The organism is Rathayibacter tritici (genome assembly GCF_001641005.1).
GTDB classification, from domain to species: Bacteria; Actinomycetota; Actinomycetes; order Actinomycetales; family Microbacteriaceae; genus Rathayibacter; species Rathayibacter tritici.
In genome coordinates, this window is record NZ_CP015515.1 from 2,751,730 (window position 1) to 2,765,176 (window position 13,447).

Below are 13,447 nucleotides of genomic sequence, written 5' to 3' on the forward strand. Positions count from 1 at the left end.
GCGGACACAGAATGTGTCCTCGGGGGCTTCGAAGTGCCTGCATGTCTGCAATGACGGGCGACAAGCCGGCGGGCCATACGGCGGGCACGGTGTCAACCACCCCTCTGAGCGGCGCCGTGCGACTATCGGGCTCGCGAAATAGCGTTCGGCTCGCCGTTATGCGCGATTCCCGCGAGCCGAACCGATTCCTGCGAGCCGGAGGTGGGTCGTCAGGTCCCCATCGCCCACGGCTCCCGATCGCCGCGCAGGCGGGCCGCGAGCGCCATCGCCTGTTCGTCGGTGAGCGTGGCGACGTAGTCGACGACTCCGCGGCCCCGGCCGAGCCGCTGCAGCACCGCCGGGTCCGAGGTCGGTCGTCCCCGCTCGTCCACGGGCAGCCAGTCCGGGTGGTCGGCGCGCAGGCGGAAGTAGCCGTCGGTCGCGAGCTCGATCAGGTCGAGCAGCTTCTGCGGCGCCCGCGAACCGTCGCGCGGATCCGCCAGCCATGCGTCGAGGTGCGTCACCAGCGTCTCGAGCACCTGCGACTGGCCGCGCTGATAGGTGGCGAAGTCGGGCCGGTCGATCACGAAGCGGGTGTGCACGAACTTCAGCACCGCCACGTCGTGCCAGGCGTCCGGGAGCAGCGAGAGGTGGCCCGAGCGGACGTTCGGCTCGGCGAGCACCAGCACTGAGCGCTGCAGCCGACCGATCCAGGAGGAGACGAACGCCTCGATCGCGCGTTCGGTGCGGGTCGACCCGTCGAACGGGAGCGCGAGCAGCCCCTCCACCAGCTCGGCCGACACCCGCTCGACCGAGGCGCGAAAGTGCTCGTCGCTCGCGATCCACGGGTCGCGGGCTACCAGCCTTCGGCGCAGCATCTCGAGCGAATGGCCGGGTGCCCGCGCCCACAGCTCCTCCGCGTCGAGGGCGGCGAGCGCGTTCTGCTCACGGAGGAACGCACGGAACTCGACCGCGACCGCCGCCTGCTGGAGCACGCCCGCGCGGTAGAAGTCGTCCAGGTCGTGCAGCGAGTAGGCGATGTCGTCGGCGACATCCATCACCGAGCACTCGAGGGTCTGCTGCCAGGGGGCGATCGCGGCGAAGCCGGAGCGCGCGTCGAGGAGATCGTCGAGGTCGAGCGTGTAGGCCGAGAATTTGGGCGGCGCGGTTTCCCAGCGGCTCGCGGTCGAGCCGCGGGGCAGCTCGGTCGGGTCGGCGGAGTCGATGTCGGGCCGGTGCACCGTCCGCCCCCACGGGTACTTGAGCACAGCGGCGCGCGAGGCCGCCGTCAGGTTCAGGCCCACCTCCACCGTCTCGCAGACATCGAGCTCCGAGAGGATCCGGAACGACTGCGCGTTGCCCTCGAAGCCCTCCGCGAGTCCTAGCCGGTCGCGGGCGAGGCGGTCGAGCGCCTGCTCGCCGAGGTGGCCGAAGGGAGGGTGGCCGAGGTCGTGCGCGCTCGCGGCGGCCTGCACGACAACGGGGTCGCAGCCACCGAGCCGATCGACGAGCTCACGCTGTGCGGGGTCGGTGGTGGTCAGCTGCATCGCGATGGCGCGCGCAACGGCGGTCACCTTGATGGAGTGGGTGAGCCGATTGTGCACCACCTGACCGACGCCCGAGGGCGAGATGACCTGGGTGACCGCGGAGAGGCGGGCGAAGTAGGGCGAGAAGCGGATCCGCTCGAGGTCGACGCGGTACTCGGGGTACTCCTCTCCGGTCGAGAAGCGGTCGACAGGCTCGGGGATGCGCCGGTCGCGGCGGTGGTCGTGCGGGGCAGTGACCTGCAGGGCCGTCGTCTCGGGGCGTGCCGGCTCGTTCATGGGCCCACCCTAATCAGGCGCGGGATGAGACACCGCCTCCGTCACTGAGGTACCGCGGCGACGGCGGTGTCCCGGCGATCCAGGGGTGTCTCGGCGGGCGGCCCGGCTCACGCAGCGGGCATGCGGGGAGCGACGGCGAGATGCACGGCCGCGGCGACGACGGCTCCCAGGACGTAGGCGGCGATGTCGAGCCACGAGAACGTGGTGCCGACGACGAGGGCGAGCGGCGCCCACAGTTCGACGAGCCGCGAGGCGACACCGATGGCCTGCAACTGCTCCATCGCGATCGACCAGGCCAGCGCGATCCCCGCCGCCGTCACGCCCGGAATCCGCGGCAGCAGCACAGCGACCAGCAGCGCCACCAGGACGACGTACGCCACTCCCCCCGCGATGTCGGCGAGAAGCCCCGTCAGCACGAAACGCAGCGCGAGGCCAAGGCCCAGCACGGCGAGAGCGGCGAGGGCGAAGCGCAGGCGCACCCGCATCAGGCGCGCTCTCCGAGAGCCCGCCGCAGCCGGTCGAGCGCGAGGAGGAAAGAGCGATCATCGGCGACGCGCCACCCCAGCGGACCCGGCGAAGCGACGACCAACGGGATCAGGACCGTGCGCGGACGGCGACGCGCGGCAATCGCCTCCGCCACGGCGCGGGCGGCGGCAGACCCTGCCGGCACACTCCCCGGAGCGAGCACGGCGAGAACGACGGCGCGGACCCGGCGCGCGCCCGCGGGCGACGTCCCCACTCCGACCGAGACAATCCGCTCCCACTCGGCGATGCGGAGTCCGTCGGCGCGCTCGGCGGCGAGCTCCACGCCGTCACGGCCGACCGCCAGCACAGAGGCGGCGTCGCCCGGGGCCGCCGCGGCCGGAGCAGCGATCCGGCGCAGTGCCCGCGTGAACTCGCGGGTGTGCAGCACAACGAAGCCCTCGGTGACGTCGGCGAGCGCGACGAGGCGGCGTTGCCGCTCCGGAGCCGCCTGCCGCATCCGGGGGCGGAGGGTGGCCGGGAGCGCACCGACGCGCAGCATGGAGCCGAGCAGGGCGGTCGGCTCGAACCGGACGCGCGCGGGGAGAGGGACGGACGGCGGCGTGCGGCTCGAAGGAACGCCCCAGTGCGGCGTCGATGCGGGGTCCATGCCTCGCCTCCTCTGCTCGTGCGGCGGTTCCTCCCGCCCGGACGATTCTCGCCCCTGCGCTCTCCCGCCTTGCCGCGAAGTCCTGATCGGCCTATCATGTAGGTACCCCCGGGGGGTATTTGAGCCGCCCGGTCGCATGATGCAGGAGGACTTCATGAGCACCAGGATCGACCTCGGCCTGACCGCGAGCGGCTCGACGGGCGGCTGCGCCTGCGGAGGCGGCGGGGCGTGCGCCTGCGGTGGCCACGGGAGCCATGAGCACACCACGACACCCGCCGCTTCCGTGCAGAGCGTCGGAGTAGCCGGCATGACCTGCGAGCACTGCGTCCGCAGTGTCACGGAGGAACTCGCCGCCTATCCCGACGTCTCCGGCGTCGACATCTCACTCGTGCCCGACGGCGTCTCGACCGTCACCGTCAGCTCCTCCCGTCCGCTCGGCCGCGAGGAGATCGCCGCCGCCGTCGCCGACGCGGGCTACCGGCTCGCACCCCTGAGCTGAGGTGGGTGAAACGGCCGGCACTCCGCTCGAACTGGCCATCGGAGGCATGACCTGCGCCTCCTGCGTCGCCCGCGTGGAGCGACGGCTCGACGCTCTGCCCGGCGTGCACGCCACCGTGAACCTCGCGCTCGAGCGGGCAACGCTGACGCTCCCCGAGGGTACGAGTCCCGCCGACGCGATCGCCGCCGTCGAGGCCGCGGGGTACAGCGCGACCCTCCCCTCCGCTCCGATCGACACCGCCCCCGCCGACGACGACGCCACCCGCGACGACACCGAGCGCCGCGCCCTGCGCACCCGTCTGCGCGTCTCAGCGCTGCTCGCCGTGCCCGTGGTCCTGCTCTCGATGATCCCGCCGCTCCAGTTCGCGAACTGGCAGTGGCTATGCCTCGCGCTCGCCTCACCGGTCGCCGTCTGGGGCGCGCTCCCCTTTCACCTCAATGCCTGGCGGGCGCTGCGACACGGCTCGACCACGATGGACACGCTGATCAGCCTCGGCGTGAGCGCGGCGTTCGCCTGGTCCGTCTGGGCACTGTTCCTCGGCGACGCCGGCCGGCCCGGGATGAGCATGCCGTTCGAGCTGCTCGGCAGCCGCTCCGGGCACGACGAGATCTACCTCGAGGTCGCCGCCGCCGTCCCCGTCCTGGTGCTGGCCGGGCGCTACCTGGAGGCGCGGTCCAAGCGCGACGCCGGTGCGGCGCTGCGGGCGCTCCTCCGCCTCGGCGCGAAGGACGCCGTGCGCGTCACTGCCGACGGGCGGGAGGAGCGGGTACCCGCGTCTGCGCTCGCGGTCGGCGACCTCCTCCGGGTGCGCCCTGGCGAGACCGTGGCCGCCGACGGCACCGTGCTCGAGGGCTCGAGCGCCGTCGATGCGAGCATGCTCACCGGCGAGAGCGTCCCGGTGGAGGTCGGGCCGGGCTCGTCCGTGACCGGCGGAGTGCTGAACGCGCACGGACTGCTCACCGTCCTGGTCGACCGGGTCGGCTCCGAGACGACGCTCGCCCGGATGGGCCGCCTGGTCTCCAGCGCCCAGGCCGGCAAGGCGCGCGTGCAGCGGCTCGCCGACCGCGTCTCCTCCGTCTTCGTCCCGGTCGTCGTGGTGCTCGCCCTGGCGACCCTCGTCGGCTGGCTGATCGCCGGCGCCGACCTCGCCGCCGCCGTCTCGCCCGCCGTGGCGGTGCTAGTCGTCGCGTGCCCGTGCGCGCTGGGCCTGGCCACTCCGACCGCCGTTCTCGTGGGGACCGGCCGCGGCTCGCAGCTGGGGATCCTCTTGCGCGGGCCGGAGGTGCTCGAGGCCGGCCGCCGGATCGACACGGTGGTGCTCGACAAGACCGGCACGCTCACCACCGGCACCTTCCAGGTGGTCGCGGCCAGCGACGACGAGAGCCTGCGGATGCTCGCCGCGCTCGAGCGCGGGTCCGAGCATCCGCTGGCCGCCGCGATCGTGGCCGGGGCCGCTCACCTCGACGTCCCCGAGGCGACCGGTTTCCGCGCGAGCGCCGGCTTCGGCGTGCGCGCCCGAGTCGAGGGCCGCCTGGTGGTCGCCGGTCGGCTGCGCTGGCTGGAGGAGCAGTGGGGCTTCGCTCCGGGAGACCTCGCCGAACGCGCCGAGCGGGCCAGCATCGAGGGCGGTACCGTCGTCGGCGTCGGCTGGGACGGAGAGCTACGCGGCTTCGCGGTACTCCGCGACGAGCCGCGACACGAGGCCGCCCGCACCGTCCGCGCCCTGCGCGAGCGCGGGCTGCGAGTGCTGATGCTCACCGGCGACAATCCGCGGGCCGCGCGGGCGGTCGCCTCGGCCGTGGGCCTCGACGAGGTGATCGCCGAGGTGCTGCCGGAGGAGAAGCTGGCCGTGATCGAGCGGCTGCGCGCCGAGGGCCGCCACGTCGCGTTCGTCGGGGACGGCGTGAATGATGCCGCAGCGCTCGCCGCCGCTGAGGTGGGGATCGCGATGGGCACCGGATCGGACGCCGCGATCGAGGCGAGCGACATCACTCTCGTCGGCGACGACCTGAGCCGCGTGCCCGACGCGCTGCGCCTGAGCAGCCGCACCCTCGGCGTGATCCGCGGCAACCTCTTCTGGGCCTTCGCCTACAACGTCGCCGCGATCCCGCTCGCGATGTCCGGGCTCCTGGGGCCGCTGGTGGCCGGGGCCGCAATGGCGTTCTCGAGCGTGTTCGTCGTGCTGAACAGCCTGCGACTGCGATCGTTCCGCTGAGCCGGGTGTGCGGTGCGGGGTTCCCTCGGCGGCACTCGTGACGACGTGCCCGCGGGTGGCGAGGGTGAGCGCGCCGCCGCCGCGGGCGGTCGGATCGGCGACACCGGCGACGACTCCTTCCTGTACCAGCGCCAGTTCGACGATCTCGACGGGTCCCACTACTCCCCGTTCTGGAGGAAGCCGGACGCCGCGACGGCGGAGTGAGGAGCGGACGCGGAGCGCTGGCGCCTGGCGCGCGCCGCTCCCCCGGCATCCGCCTCCTCGCCGACAACCCGGTCAGCGCCGACCGCTACCCGGGCGGCTCCCACCAGCGAACGGATCGACATCGGGGAGCTCACGCGGGTCAGCCGAGAAGGAATCCTCTCAAGCGGCGGCCGACGAGAAGCACCGCCCGCCCCTCGCGCCTTCCGGATCGGCGTGATTGGCTGGCCCGATGAGAACCGAGACCCGCCAGGGCGTCCCCCTCCTGATCGTCGACGACGATGGGGGCGCGCTCTCGACTCCGGAGGACGCCATCGCGCTCATCGGCGAGACCTACGGGAGCGACGTCGAGACGATCGTGGTCCCCGTCGGCCGGCTCGACGCCGAGTTTCTGCACCTGCGCTCCGGGATCGCGGGCGAGTTCGTGCAGAAGCTCGTCTCGTACGGCAAGCGACTTGTGATCCTCGGCGACGTGACCGGACCCGTGGCGGAGTCGAGTGCGCTGCAGGCGTTCGTCGCCGAGTCGAACCGCGGCGACCACCTCTGGTTCACCGCCGACCTCGACGCGCTCGACGCCCGCCTCCGCGGCTCCGGCACTGCGACCGAGCCCGGCGCCGACGGCGGAGTGGAGCCGACGCCCGGCCCTGCCCGCTGACGCCGATGGTCCAGCCCGCCTTCGCCCGCTGATGCCCCTGCTCCTGCCCGGCCCCGACGGCGCACCACCCTCGCTCGGCGGACCGGTCCGCCTCCTCCTGCTCGCCGACACCCACCTGCCGAAACGGGCGACGACTCTCCCCGACGAGGTGTGGCAGGCGATCGACGAAGCCGACCTGGTCGTGCACGCGGGCGACTGGGTCGACGAGGCGACCCTCGACGCACTGGAGCAGCGAGCGCCGCTCCTCCTGGCCGTCTGGGGCAACAACGATCCGGAGTCGCTACGCGCCCGCCTGCCCGAGGTCGCCCACGCGCGCGTCGCCGGGCTCGACCTCCGTGTGGTGCACGAGACCGGGCCGGCAACCGGCCGCGAGATCCGCGCCGACGTCGCCTTCCCGGGCGCCGACGTGCTGATCTTCGGCCACAGCCACATCCCCTGGGACTCCGTTTCGCCGGCCGGTCTGCGACTGCTGAATCCGGGCTCCCCGACGGATCGGCGGCGCCAACCTGCCTGCACCTTCCTGACCGCCGTGGCCGAGGACGGTGCCCTCCGCGAGGTGCACCTGAGTTTGCTTCCGCAGCGGGCACGAACCATTCGCGGCGGCGGCGCAAGGGGGTCACAGAGCCGTGAGGTCGGCCTAGGCTCACCTGAATGAGCAGCTCACACGACCACCCCGACTCCGCGCACCTGCGCCCGGAGGGTCTCGACGACGCCACCGTGGCGGCGCTCGGGAAGCTCTCGGAGGCGCTCGAAACGGTCGAGCCCTCCCGCGGTCTGCTCTACGGCTTCCACCGTCTCACCGGCTCGGCCGATCTCGCTCTCGGGGAGGCTGTCGACGCCGGCGGCCGCCGCCACCACGAGGCGCGTCCGGAGTTGGCCTCGTGAACGCGGTCATCCGGATGCACGCCTCGTCGCTGCGGGTCAAGGCGGTCACGCCGGGCCGCGGCGGCCGCGACACTCCCCCCGAGCCCGAGACGACCGTGCGTCGCACGACGCTCAGCATCGACGGCCGCCGCTTCCTCCTGTCCATTTCGCTCGACACCGAGGAACTCGAGAAGCGCCTCGTCGACGCCGTGCGCAACCGCGGCGACATGGTGAGCTTCACGGTCGCGGGCGAACGCGAGGTCTGCGTGCTGGTCTCCCCGGGCGTTGCCGTCATCCTCGAGCACGAGGACGTCGCGGTCGAGGATCCGGACGCCGAGGACGCGCCGATCCTGTACGACGACGTCGAGTACCTGACCTGATCCGTCCGCAACCGAGATCCAGCGAGACCCTCCGCCGGTCGGACGGGCCGTCGGCGGCTCCGGAACCTCGGCAACGGACACCGGTCGCCTCAGACCGCCCCGGTGCTCGCCCAGAGGTGGAACGCCGCGTGCGCGCGGTGCGGCCGCCACGCCTGCGACGCGGCTTCCGCCTCCGCCGCGCTCACCCGCCCGAGCGCCTTCCGCAGCACGAGGTCGCCCGCGGGGAACGCGTCCGGATCGCCGAGGAATCGCAGCGCGAGATAGTCGGCGGTCCACGGCCCGACACCCGGGATCGCGAGCAGGAGGCGCCGCTGCTGGGCCAGGTCGCCCTCGCGGTCGAGCACCGATCCCGCGGCGAACGCCTCGGCGACGGCCCGCACGGTCCGCGCGCGGGCGTTGGTGATTCCGATCGCCGAGCGCAACGCCTCGAACTCCGGAGCGAGCAGAGCGGCAGGAGTCGGGAACGCCAGCAGGCCGCGCTCGCCCGGGACGCCGAAAACTGCCGCCGTCCGACCGCCGAAGGTGCGGGCGGCGGCGACCGACACCTGCTGGCCGAGCACCGCCATCACCGCCGCTTCGAACGCCTCCGGGTACTGCGTCGCCCGCAGCCCCGGCCGGGCCGCGACCGCGCGCGCGAGCAGCGGATCGCGGGAGAGCTCGCGGCCGATCGCCAGCACGTCGGAGTCGAGGTCGAACCAGGCGCGGACGACCGACGCCGCCACAGCCAGCACATCCGGGTGCGCGGTGACTCGCAGCCCCGTCTCCATTACCTCCAGTGCGACCGCGTGCGCAGCACCGTCAAGGGTGAGCAGGCGCTCCAGGCGCCGGCCGTCAGCGGAGACCCGCTCCACTCCGGGTAGGGCGTGGTTGCGGAGGAGGTTCGCGACGCCCGCGATATCGAATGGACCACGGGCCGGCAGGTCGAGGGAGCGGGTCGCGTTCAGGGGAGCAGCACCACCTTGCCGCGCGCGCGACCCGACTCGACGAGGGCGAGCGCCGCCGCTGCCTCCCGCAACGGGAAAGCTGGGCCCAGCACGACCTGCAGCTCGCCGCGTCCGGCCCGCTCCAGCAGTCCGGGCCGGGCCGCGTCGCGCAGGGCGGTCCCGGAGTCGGCGCCGGGTCCGCCGCCGAGCAGGAGGATCCCGCCGAGACGAGCGGCGTGCTCGAACCCGGCGATGGTCGCGATGCGGGAGCGGTCGGCGACGACGTCCACGGAGGTGTCCAGGGCCTCGTCCGTGCCCGCCGTGTCGAGCGCCGCGTCGAACCGTCGGTCGCCAGGGCTCGCACACGATCCGCCAACCCGGCGCCGTAGCGGAGTGGCTCGGCACCGAACCGGCGGACGACGTCCTCACCGCGCTCGCTCGTCGTGCCCAGCACCCGCGCGCCACGGGAGACGGCGAGCTGCACCGCGAGCGTGCCGACGGCTCCGCCTGCCCCGTGCACGAGAACAGTGTCCCCTGAGCAGACCCGCGTCGCCTCGACGAGATGCTCGGCGGTCGTCCCCGCCAGCAGCAGGCCAGCCGCCGCCGCCCAGTCGAGCCCTCCGGGCTTGGGCAGCACCGCGCTCGCCGGCGCGACCATTTCCTCCGCGTATCCGCCGGAGACCCGGAACGCCACGACCTCGTCGCCGACACGGATCGGACCGAGCGGACCCTCCGGCTTCTCGCCGACGGCGGTCACCACTCCGGAGACCTCGCTGCCCGGACGCACCGGCACCCGGCCGCGCCCGAACATCCCGCGCAGGAGCTTCGCGTCAGCCGGATTCACGCCCGCCGCGCGCACCGCGATTCGCACCCGCCCGAGCGCCGGCTCTCCCGGATGGACCTGGACGGCGCGCAGCGCCTCCGGCCCGTCGAACCCCTCTGCCTGCATCGCGACAACCATGCGCCCCGCCTCCGTTCCCGGCGCCGACGCGCCCGAGCGCGACGCTAGCAGCCGCCGCCCGCCCGGCCCTCCCCGTCCGATCTGCAGGCCCCCGTTTAATCTGCAGGCCTCCGTACGATTCGCAGGCCCACGTCCGATTCGCAGGCCCACGTCCGATTCGCAGGGCTCCGTACGATTCGCAGGACTTCCCCGGGCTCTCGCGCCCATCCGGCGGCGCAACAGCCCACCTCTGACGAATCCCCTGCAAACCGCACCTGCCCCACCGCAGTCGCCGGAGTCGGCCCAGCAGGCGCAGGTGCGATGTGCAGGACCCGGCGCACTTCGGCAGCGCACGAGGCGGCAGGATTGGCCACTCCGCAGCAATCCCCTGCACATCGCACGCCCGCCACTCCGGGCGGAGAACGCGCGTTCCCGCACCGCATAGCATGGACGGATGTCCCCGACCCTCGACGAGCGCCCTCCCCGCGAGGCGATCCTCGCGGCCGCCGACCGCCTCTACTACGAACGCGGCATCCAGTCGGTCGGGATGGACGAGCTGCGCACCGCCGCGGAGGTCTCGCTCAAGCGGCTCTACTCCGTCTTCCCGAGTAAGGAGTCGGTGATCGTCGCGGTGCTGCACGGCCGGCACGAGCAGTGGACGCTCGGCGTGAGCGCCAGGGTTGCCGCGGCGAGCGGACCCCGCGGCAAGCTCCTCGCGATCTACGATTTCCTCTTCGACTGGTTCTCGGAGGACTCGTTCCGGGGCTGCGGCTTCATCAATGCTTTCGGCGAGCTGGGATCCTCGAACCCGGCGGTCGCCGAGATGGCGCGCGAGCACAAGGAGTCGTTCCAGCGGTTCCTCGCGAGCCTCGCGGAGGACGCGGGAGGCGGATCGGAACTCGCCGCGCAGCTCGCGATCCTCGCGGAGGGCGCCCAAACCACCGCGGCCATCGCTGGCACCCCCGAGGCCGCTCTGCACGCCCGCCGCGCCGCCGAGATCCTCATCGACGCGGAGACACGCACCGCCTGATCACCCGCGAACCCCACCCGCACGCCCACTCACTCACCGCGTCCTCCACACCGCACCCTCCTACTTACAGGTGAGGGTCGAGGCCCCCCCTCCAACTCCGACCCCCGGTCAGACTCGCACCCCTGCCCGGCTCAGCCCTCCCCGCCCCCGGGCGGTCCGACCACCAGGAGCGCCGCGAACACCACAGCGACCAGTGCGAGCACGATCACACCCGCGAGCACCGGTCGCCCGAGGGCCCAGCGGAGGAGGCGGCCCGTCGCACGCCGGTCGCGCGGGTCGTCGCTCACGGAGGTGCGCCACGGCCCCTCCAGCAGCCCGCGGCGCTCGACGGCGCGCTCGAGCAGGACCGTCGCGGACGGCACGACGGCACTGGCCACCGCGAGCGCCGCCGCACCGGCCGTCCAGCGCTGGTTCACCGCGAGCACGAGCGCCGCGGCTGCGTAGGCAAGGAACGCGAAGCCGTGAATCGGTCCGGCGACGCTCACCGGCCAGTCGCCGGCTCTGATCGCGTACTTCAGCAGCATCCCGACGATCAGGAGGGTCCAGGTCAGTGAAGGTGAGCGAGCGCATCGGCGGCCTGAGCGCCGACCTCGGCGACCAGGCGCTGGTCGCCGGAGCCGAACCCGTCGGCGGCGGGGTTGCTGCGGTCGAAGTATTCGAGGACGAGGAACGCGCCGCCGCCACCGGGTAGCTCGCCCTGGTCGAGGACATCGACCACGCTGGCGTGACGGGAGTCGATCAGCAGGCGGATTTCACGCTCGCGTCGAGCGCGTTCGTTCGGGGTGTCGGAGAGGTCGCGGTGCACCGAGACGGCCGCTTCGCGGGGGAGCAGATCGCTGGCGCGGTAGACGCTCGCGCTGCCACCCTCCCCCACTCGCTCGAGAACAAGGTAGCGGTCGACCAGAGGGGCCCCGAGCAGCGGATCCATGCTGTCCGTGGGGAGCGACTGCAGACGGGCGAGTTCGTCAAGCACGTCATTCCCTTCGACACTCACTATCCAGCACGTCTCACGAGCAGTTCATTGGTAGAGGTGTTCACCGGTGCGGACAACCACCCCGAGGGAGCGTGGCTTACCTAGATGTTCTTGCTACACGTCTGTCTAGACTGTTCCACATGGATGAGGTCACGCTGAAACGAACCGGGGCCTTCTGGTACTCGGATGAGGCGACCGAGCCCGGAGCGGTGGAGGTCCTCGCCGCGATGCGCGCCTTCCACACCGCCGAAGCTGCGATGCGCCGTAGGACCCGCGGATCGATGGGCATGGGCGAGAACGACCTGCTCGCCGTGCAGTTCTTAATGCGCCGCCAGCAGAACGGCGTACACGTCAGCCCCAAGGACCTCGCCTCTTACCTCGGCATCTCCTCCGCCTCGACAACCGTGCTCATCGACCGGCTGGTCAAGAGCGGGCACGTCGTGCGCGAACCCCACCCGAGCGATCGCCGCGCTCTCCGCATCGTCGCGACGCCCACGTCGCACCGTGAGGTCCGCGAGACCCTCGACGCCCTGCACCACCGCATGCTCGAGGCCGCCGAGACCTTGAATCCGAGCGAGGCCGGCACCGTCATCCGCTTCCTCCTGACCATGCGCGATATTGTCGAGCGCCCCGCTGACAGCACACCGATCAACGGCACGCAGGAACTCGTGGACGAACCGATCAGCGACGACGCAGACGGTGTTCTGGAGCAGCGCCGCGCCTGACATTGGCTCGTTTTCCTTCTTCTCCGGACATTCCCGCCGAGGGGCTTTCTGTGGTGTGCCCGATCGGCGCAGAATCGAGCTACGGACGTCGATGGCCAGAAAGCGCAGTCTTGATCGAACATAGCTAGCTCAACTAGTAGACAGCGTGTCTAGCGATATAAAGTGACGGACGTCAGCCACCCGCACGCCAGATCGGAGAACATCATGGGCACCATCCTGTACGGAACTCCCCCCGCCGCCATCGAGGTCGAGGACCGCGCCCTCGCCCACCTCCAGATCGTGATCATCAACAAGTTCCGCCGCGATGAGCGCTTCCTGCTTACTCTCGACCCGAGCCCTCACGCCGGTACCGGGCGCCGCGGCGTGTGGATGCACCCGACCATCCCGATCCAGTTCGAGTTCAAGGGCAGCCGCCAACCCACCATCAACCCTGAGTGGGTCGAGGCTCTGATGGAGCGTGCCAACAGCGGCGCAGGCCTGCGCATCGTGCCCGAGCCGACGAGCGCCGCAGCCGTCCCGCTGCGTCGCGCCGAACCCGCCGCCTGACATTCCGCGCCTGAGTCGCACCCGATCAGACTCCCGCTGCCTGCTGCCGACACGACCCGTTTCCCCGCCAGGGAGGCGGGTTCCGTCGTTTTTCGGCACACGAAGAGCCAGAGAGCGCGCTCGCAAGAGGTTGACATTCCGCGCCACGATCAGGAGCTCCGTCCTACACTGCTCCTGCGGCACAGGATCGTTTCGGCGGGCTCGGCCCTGCTGCCGCACGCAGAACCGGCCGCCGGTCGCTCGAGCCCCCCTCTCGCGCGACCGGCGGGCGGCTGCGCGGCGCAGCCGAAGCGCCGACCGCGAGGTCCGCCAGCTCCAGGAGCGGCGAGATGATCCACGGTACGAGCGGCCACGGCACCAGCGAGGACAGGGTTCGTCCGGGCGACGTCTTCTCTGCCGTTGTCGGGAAGGAGAGCGAGCAGTGGCGAGTCGTCGCCGTCCTCGGCATCCGTGTCCTCGCCGAACGCGTCACCGGCGGACACCGCCGCAGCTTCACCCTCCACTTTGTGCGTCACCAGCTCTCCCCTGCGGCGCGGGTGACGAGCGGGTAGTGCCGCGGGCG

17 protein-coding genes and 2 pseudogenes are annotated in these 13,447 nt (G+C 72.2%); 11 read left to right on the forward strand and 8 right to left on the reverse strand.

Translation table 11 applies throughout. The features are described from left to right. Positions 1-209: 209 nt before the first annotated feature. From A6122_RS12475 to A6122_RS12485, 3 genes are all read right to left on the reverse strand, one after another. Entirely contained in the window at positions 210-1,802 is a 1,593-nt protein-coding gene (locus A6122_RS12475) for a deoxyguanosinetriphosphate triphosphohydrolase family protein (RefSeq protein ID WP_068255472.1), read from the reverse strand. A gap of 107 nt (positions 1,803-1,909) precedes the next feature. Continuing rightward, complete coding sequence (locus A6122_RS12480; RefSeq protein ID WP_084416040.1) at positions 1,910-2,287, reverse strand: DUF2809 domain-containing protein; 378 nt, start codon at positions 2,285-2,287, stop codon at positions 1,910-1,912. Then, positions 2,287-2,934, reverse strand: a complete 648-nt coding sequence (locus tag A6122_RS12485; protein WP_068255475.1) for a hypothetical protein — start codon at positions 2,932-2,934, stop codon at positions 2,287-2,289. The genes A6122_RS12480 and A6122_RS12485 overlap by 1 nt, the downstream gene beginning before the upstream one ends. 154 nt (positions 2,935-3,088) lie before the next feature. Between A6122_RS12485 and A6122_RS16040 the strand changes: the two genes are divergently transcribed. The 7 genes and pseudogenes from A6122_RS16040 (at position 3,089) to A6122_RS12520 (ending at position 7,748) form a co-directional block, all read left to right on the forward strand. Then, entirely contained in the window at positions 3,089-3,433 is a 345-nt protein-coding gene (locus A6122_RS16040) for a heavy-metal-associated domain-containing protein (RefSeq protein ID WP_104258386.1), read from the forward strand. Between the two features lies 1 nt (position 3,434). Then, positions 3,435-5,648: a heavy metal translocating P-type ATPase gene (locus A6122_RS12495; protein WP_068255476.1), complete on the forward strand. Its 2,214-nt coding sequence runs from the start codon at positions 3,435-3,437 to the stop codon at positions 5,646-5,648. A 66-nt stretch (positions 5,649-5,714) separates the two neighbouring features. Continuing rightward, positions 5,715-5,852, forward strand: a pseudogene (locus tag A6122_RS12500) (VOC family protein); the annotation flags it as partial. A 229-nt stretch (positions 5,853-6,081) separates the two neighbouring features. Beyond that, positions 6,082-6,504, forward strand: a complete 423-nt coding sequence (locus tag A6122_RS12505) for a DUF4180 domain-containing protein (RefSeq protein WP_068255482.1) — start codon at positions 6,082-6,084, stop codon at positions 6,502-6,504. Between the two features lie 31 nt (positions 6,505-6,535). Continuing rightward, positions 6,536-7,159 (forward strand): metallophosphoesterase family protein, encoded by a 624-nt coding sequence (locus A6122_RS12510; protein ID WP_068255485.1) that lies wholly within the window; start codon positions 6,536-6,538, stop codon positions 7,157-7,159. After that, positions 7,156-7,389: a hypothetical protein gene (locus tag A6122_RS12515; RefSeq protein WP_237358186.1), complete on the forward strand. Its 234-nt coding sequence runs from the start codon at positions 7,156-7,158 to the stop codon at positions 7,387-7,389. The genes A6122_RS12510 and A6122_RS12515 overlap by 4 nt, the downstream gene beginning before the upstream one ends. Further along, on the forward strand, positions 7,386-7,748 hold the full coding sequence (locus A6122_RS12520; protein WP_068255487.1) for a hypothetical protein: 363 nt from the start codon (positions 7,386-7,388) through the stop codon (positions 7,746-7,748). Before A6122_RS12515 ends, A6122_RS12520 begins: the two co-directional genes overlap by 4 nt. Positions 7,749-7,837: 89 nt before the next feature. Here A6122_RS12520 and A6122_RS12525 read toward each other — a convergent pair whose 3' ends face one another. From A6122_RS12525 to A6122_RS17595, 3 genes and pseudogenes are all read right to left on the reverse strand, one after another. Further along, on the reverse strand, positions 7,838-8,692 hold the full coding sequence (locus A6122_RS12525; RefSeq protein ID WP_068255490.1) for a DNA-3-methyladenine glycosylase family protein: 855 nt from the start codon (positions 8,690-8,692) through the stop codon (positions 7,838-7,840). Then, positions 8,689-8,973 carry a zinc-binding dehydrogenase gene (locus A6122_RS17380; RefSeq protein WP_237358284.1) on the reverse strand — a complete coding sequence of 95 codons (285 nt, stop codon included), beginning with the start codon at positions 8,971-8,973 and terminating at the stop codon, positions 8,689-8,691. The genes A6122_RS12525 and A6122_RS17380 overlap by 4 nt, the downstream gene beginning before the upstream one ends. Before the next feature lie 380 nt (positions 8,974-9,353). Beyond that, positions 9,354-10,007: pseudogene (locus A6122_RS17595) on the reverse strand (alcohol dehydrogenase catalytic domain-containing protein); the annotation flags it as partial. A gap of 58 nt (positions 10,008-10,065) precedes the next feature. On the opposite strand from A6122_RS17595, the gene A6122_RS12535 reads away from it, so the two are divergent. After that, a complete protein-coding gene (locus A6122_RS12535; protein ID WP_068255493.1) occupies positions 10,066-10,641 on the forward strand; it encodes a TetR/AcrR family transcriptional regulator in 576 nt (191 codons plus the stop codon). 131 nt (positions 10,642-10,772) lie between these two features. Here A6122_RS12535 and A6122_RS12540 read toward each other — a convergent pair whose 3' ends face one another. Both A6122_RS12540 and A6122_RS12545 read right to left on the reverse strand, forming a co-directional pair. Beyond that, positions 10,773-11,165 (reverse strand): DUF3817 domain-containing protein, encoded by a 393-nt coding sequence (locus A6122_RS12540; protein WP_237358187.1) that lies wholly within the window; start codon positions 11,163-11,165, stop codon positions 10,773-10,775. A 23-nt stretch (positions 11,166-11,188) separates the two neighbouring features. Then, positions 11,189-11,614 (reverse strand): phosphotransferase, encoded by a 426-nt coding sequence (locus A6122_RS12545; RefSeq protein WP_068255499.1) that lies wholly within the window; start codon positions 11,612-11,614, stop codon positions 11,189-11,191. Positions 11,615-11,754: 140 nt separating this feature from the next. On the opposite strand from A6122_RS12545, the gene A6122_RS12550 reads away from it, so the two are divergent. The 3 genes from A6122_RS12550 to A6122_RS12560 all read left to right on the forward strand — a co-directional run bounded on the left by A6122_RS12550 (position 11,755) and on the right by A6122_RS12560 (position 13,436). Then, positions 11,755-12,339 carry a MarR family winged helix-turn-helix transcriptional regulator gene (locus A6122_RS12550; protein WP_068255501.1) on the forward strand — a complete coding sequence of 195 codons (585 nt, stop codon included), beginning with the start codon at positions 11,755-11,757 and terminating at the stop codon, positions 12,337-12,339. A gap of 204 nt (positions 12,340-12,543) precedes the next feature. Beyond that, entirely contained in the window at positions 12,544-12,885 is a 342-nt protein-coding gene (locus tag A6122_RS12555) for a DUF7882 family protein (protein ID WP_068255504.1), read from the forward strand. Positions 12,886-13,214: 329 nt separating this feature from the next. Beyond that, on the forward strand, positions 13,215-13,436 hold the full coding sequence (locus tag A6122_RS12560) for a hypothetical protein (RefSeq protein ID WP_068255507.1): 222 nt from the start codon (positions 13,215-13,217) through the stop codon (positions 13,434-13,436). The last annotated feature ends 11 nt before the right edge of the window (positions 13,437-13,447 follow it).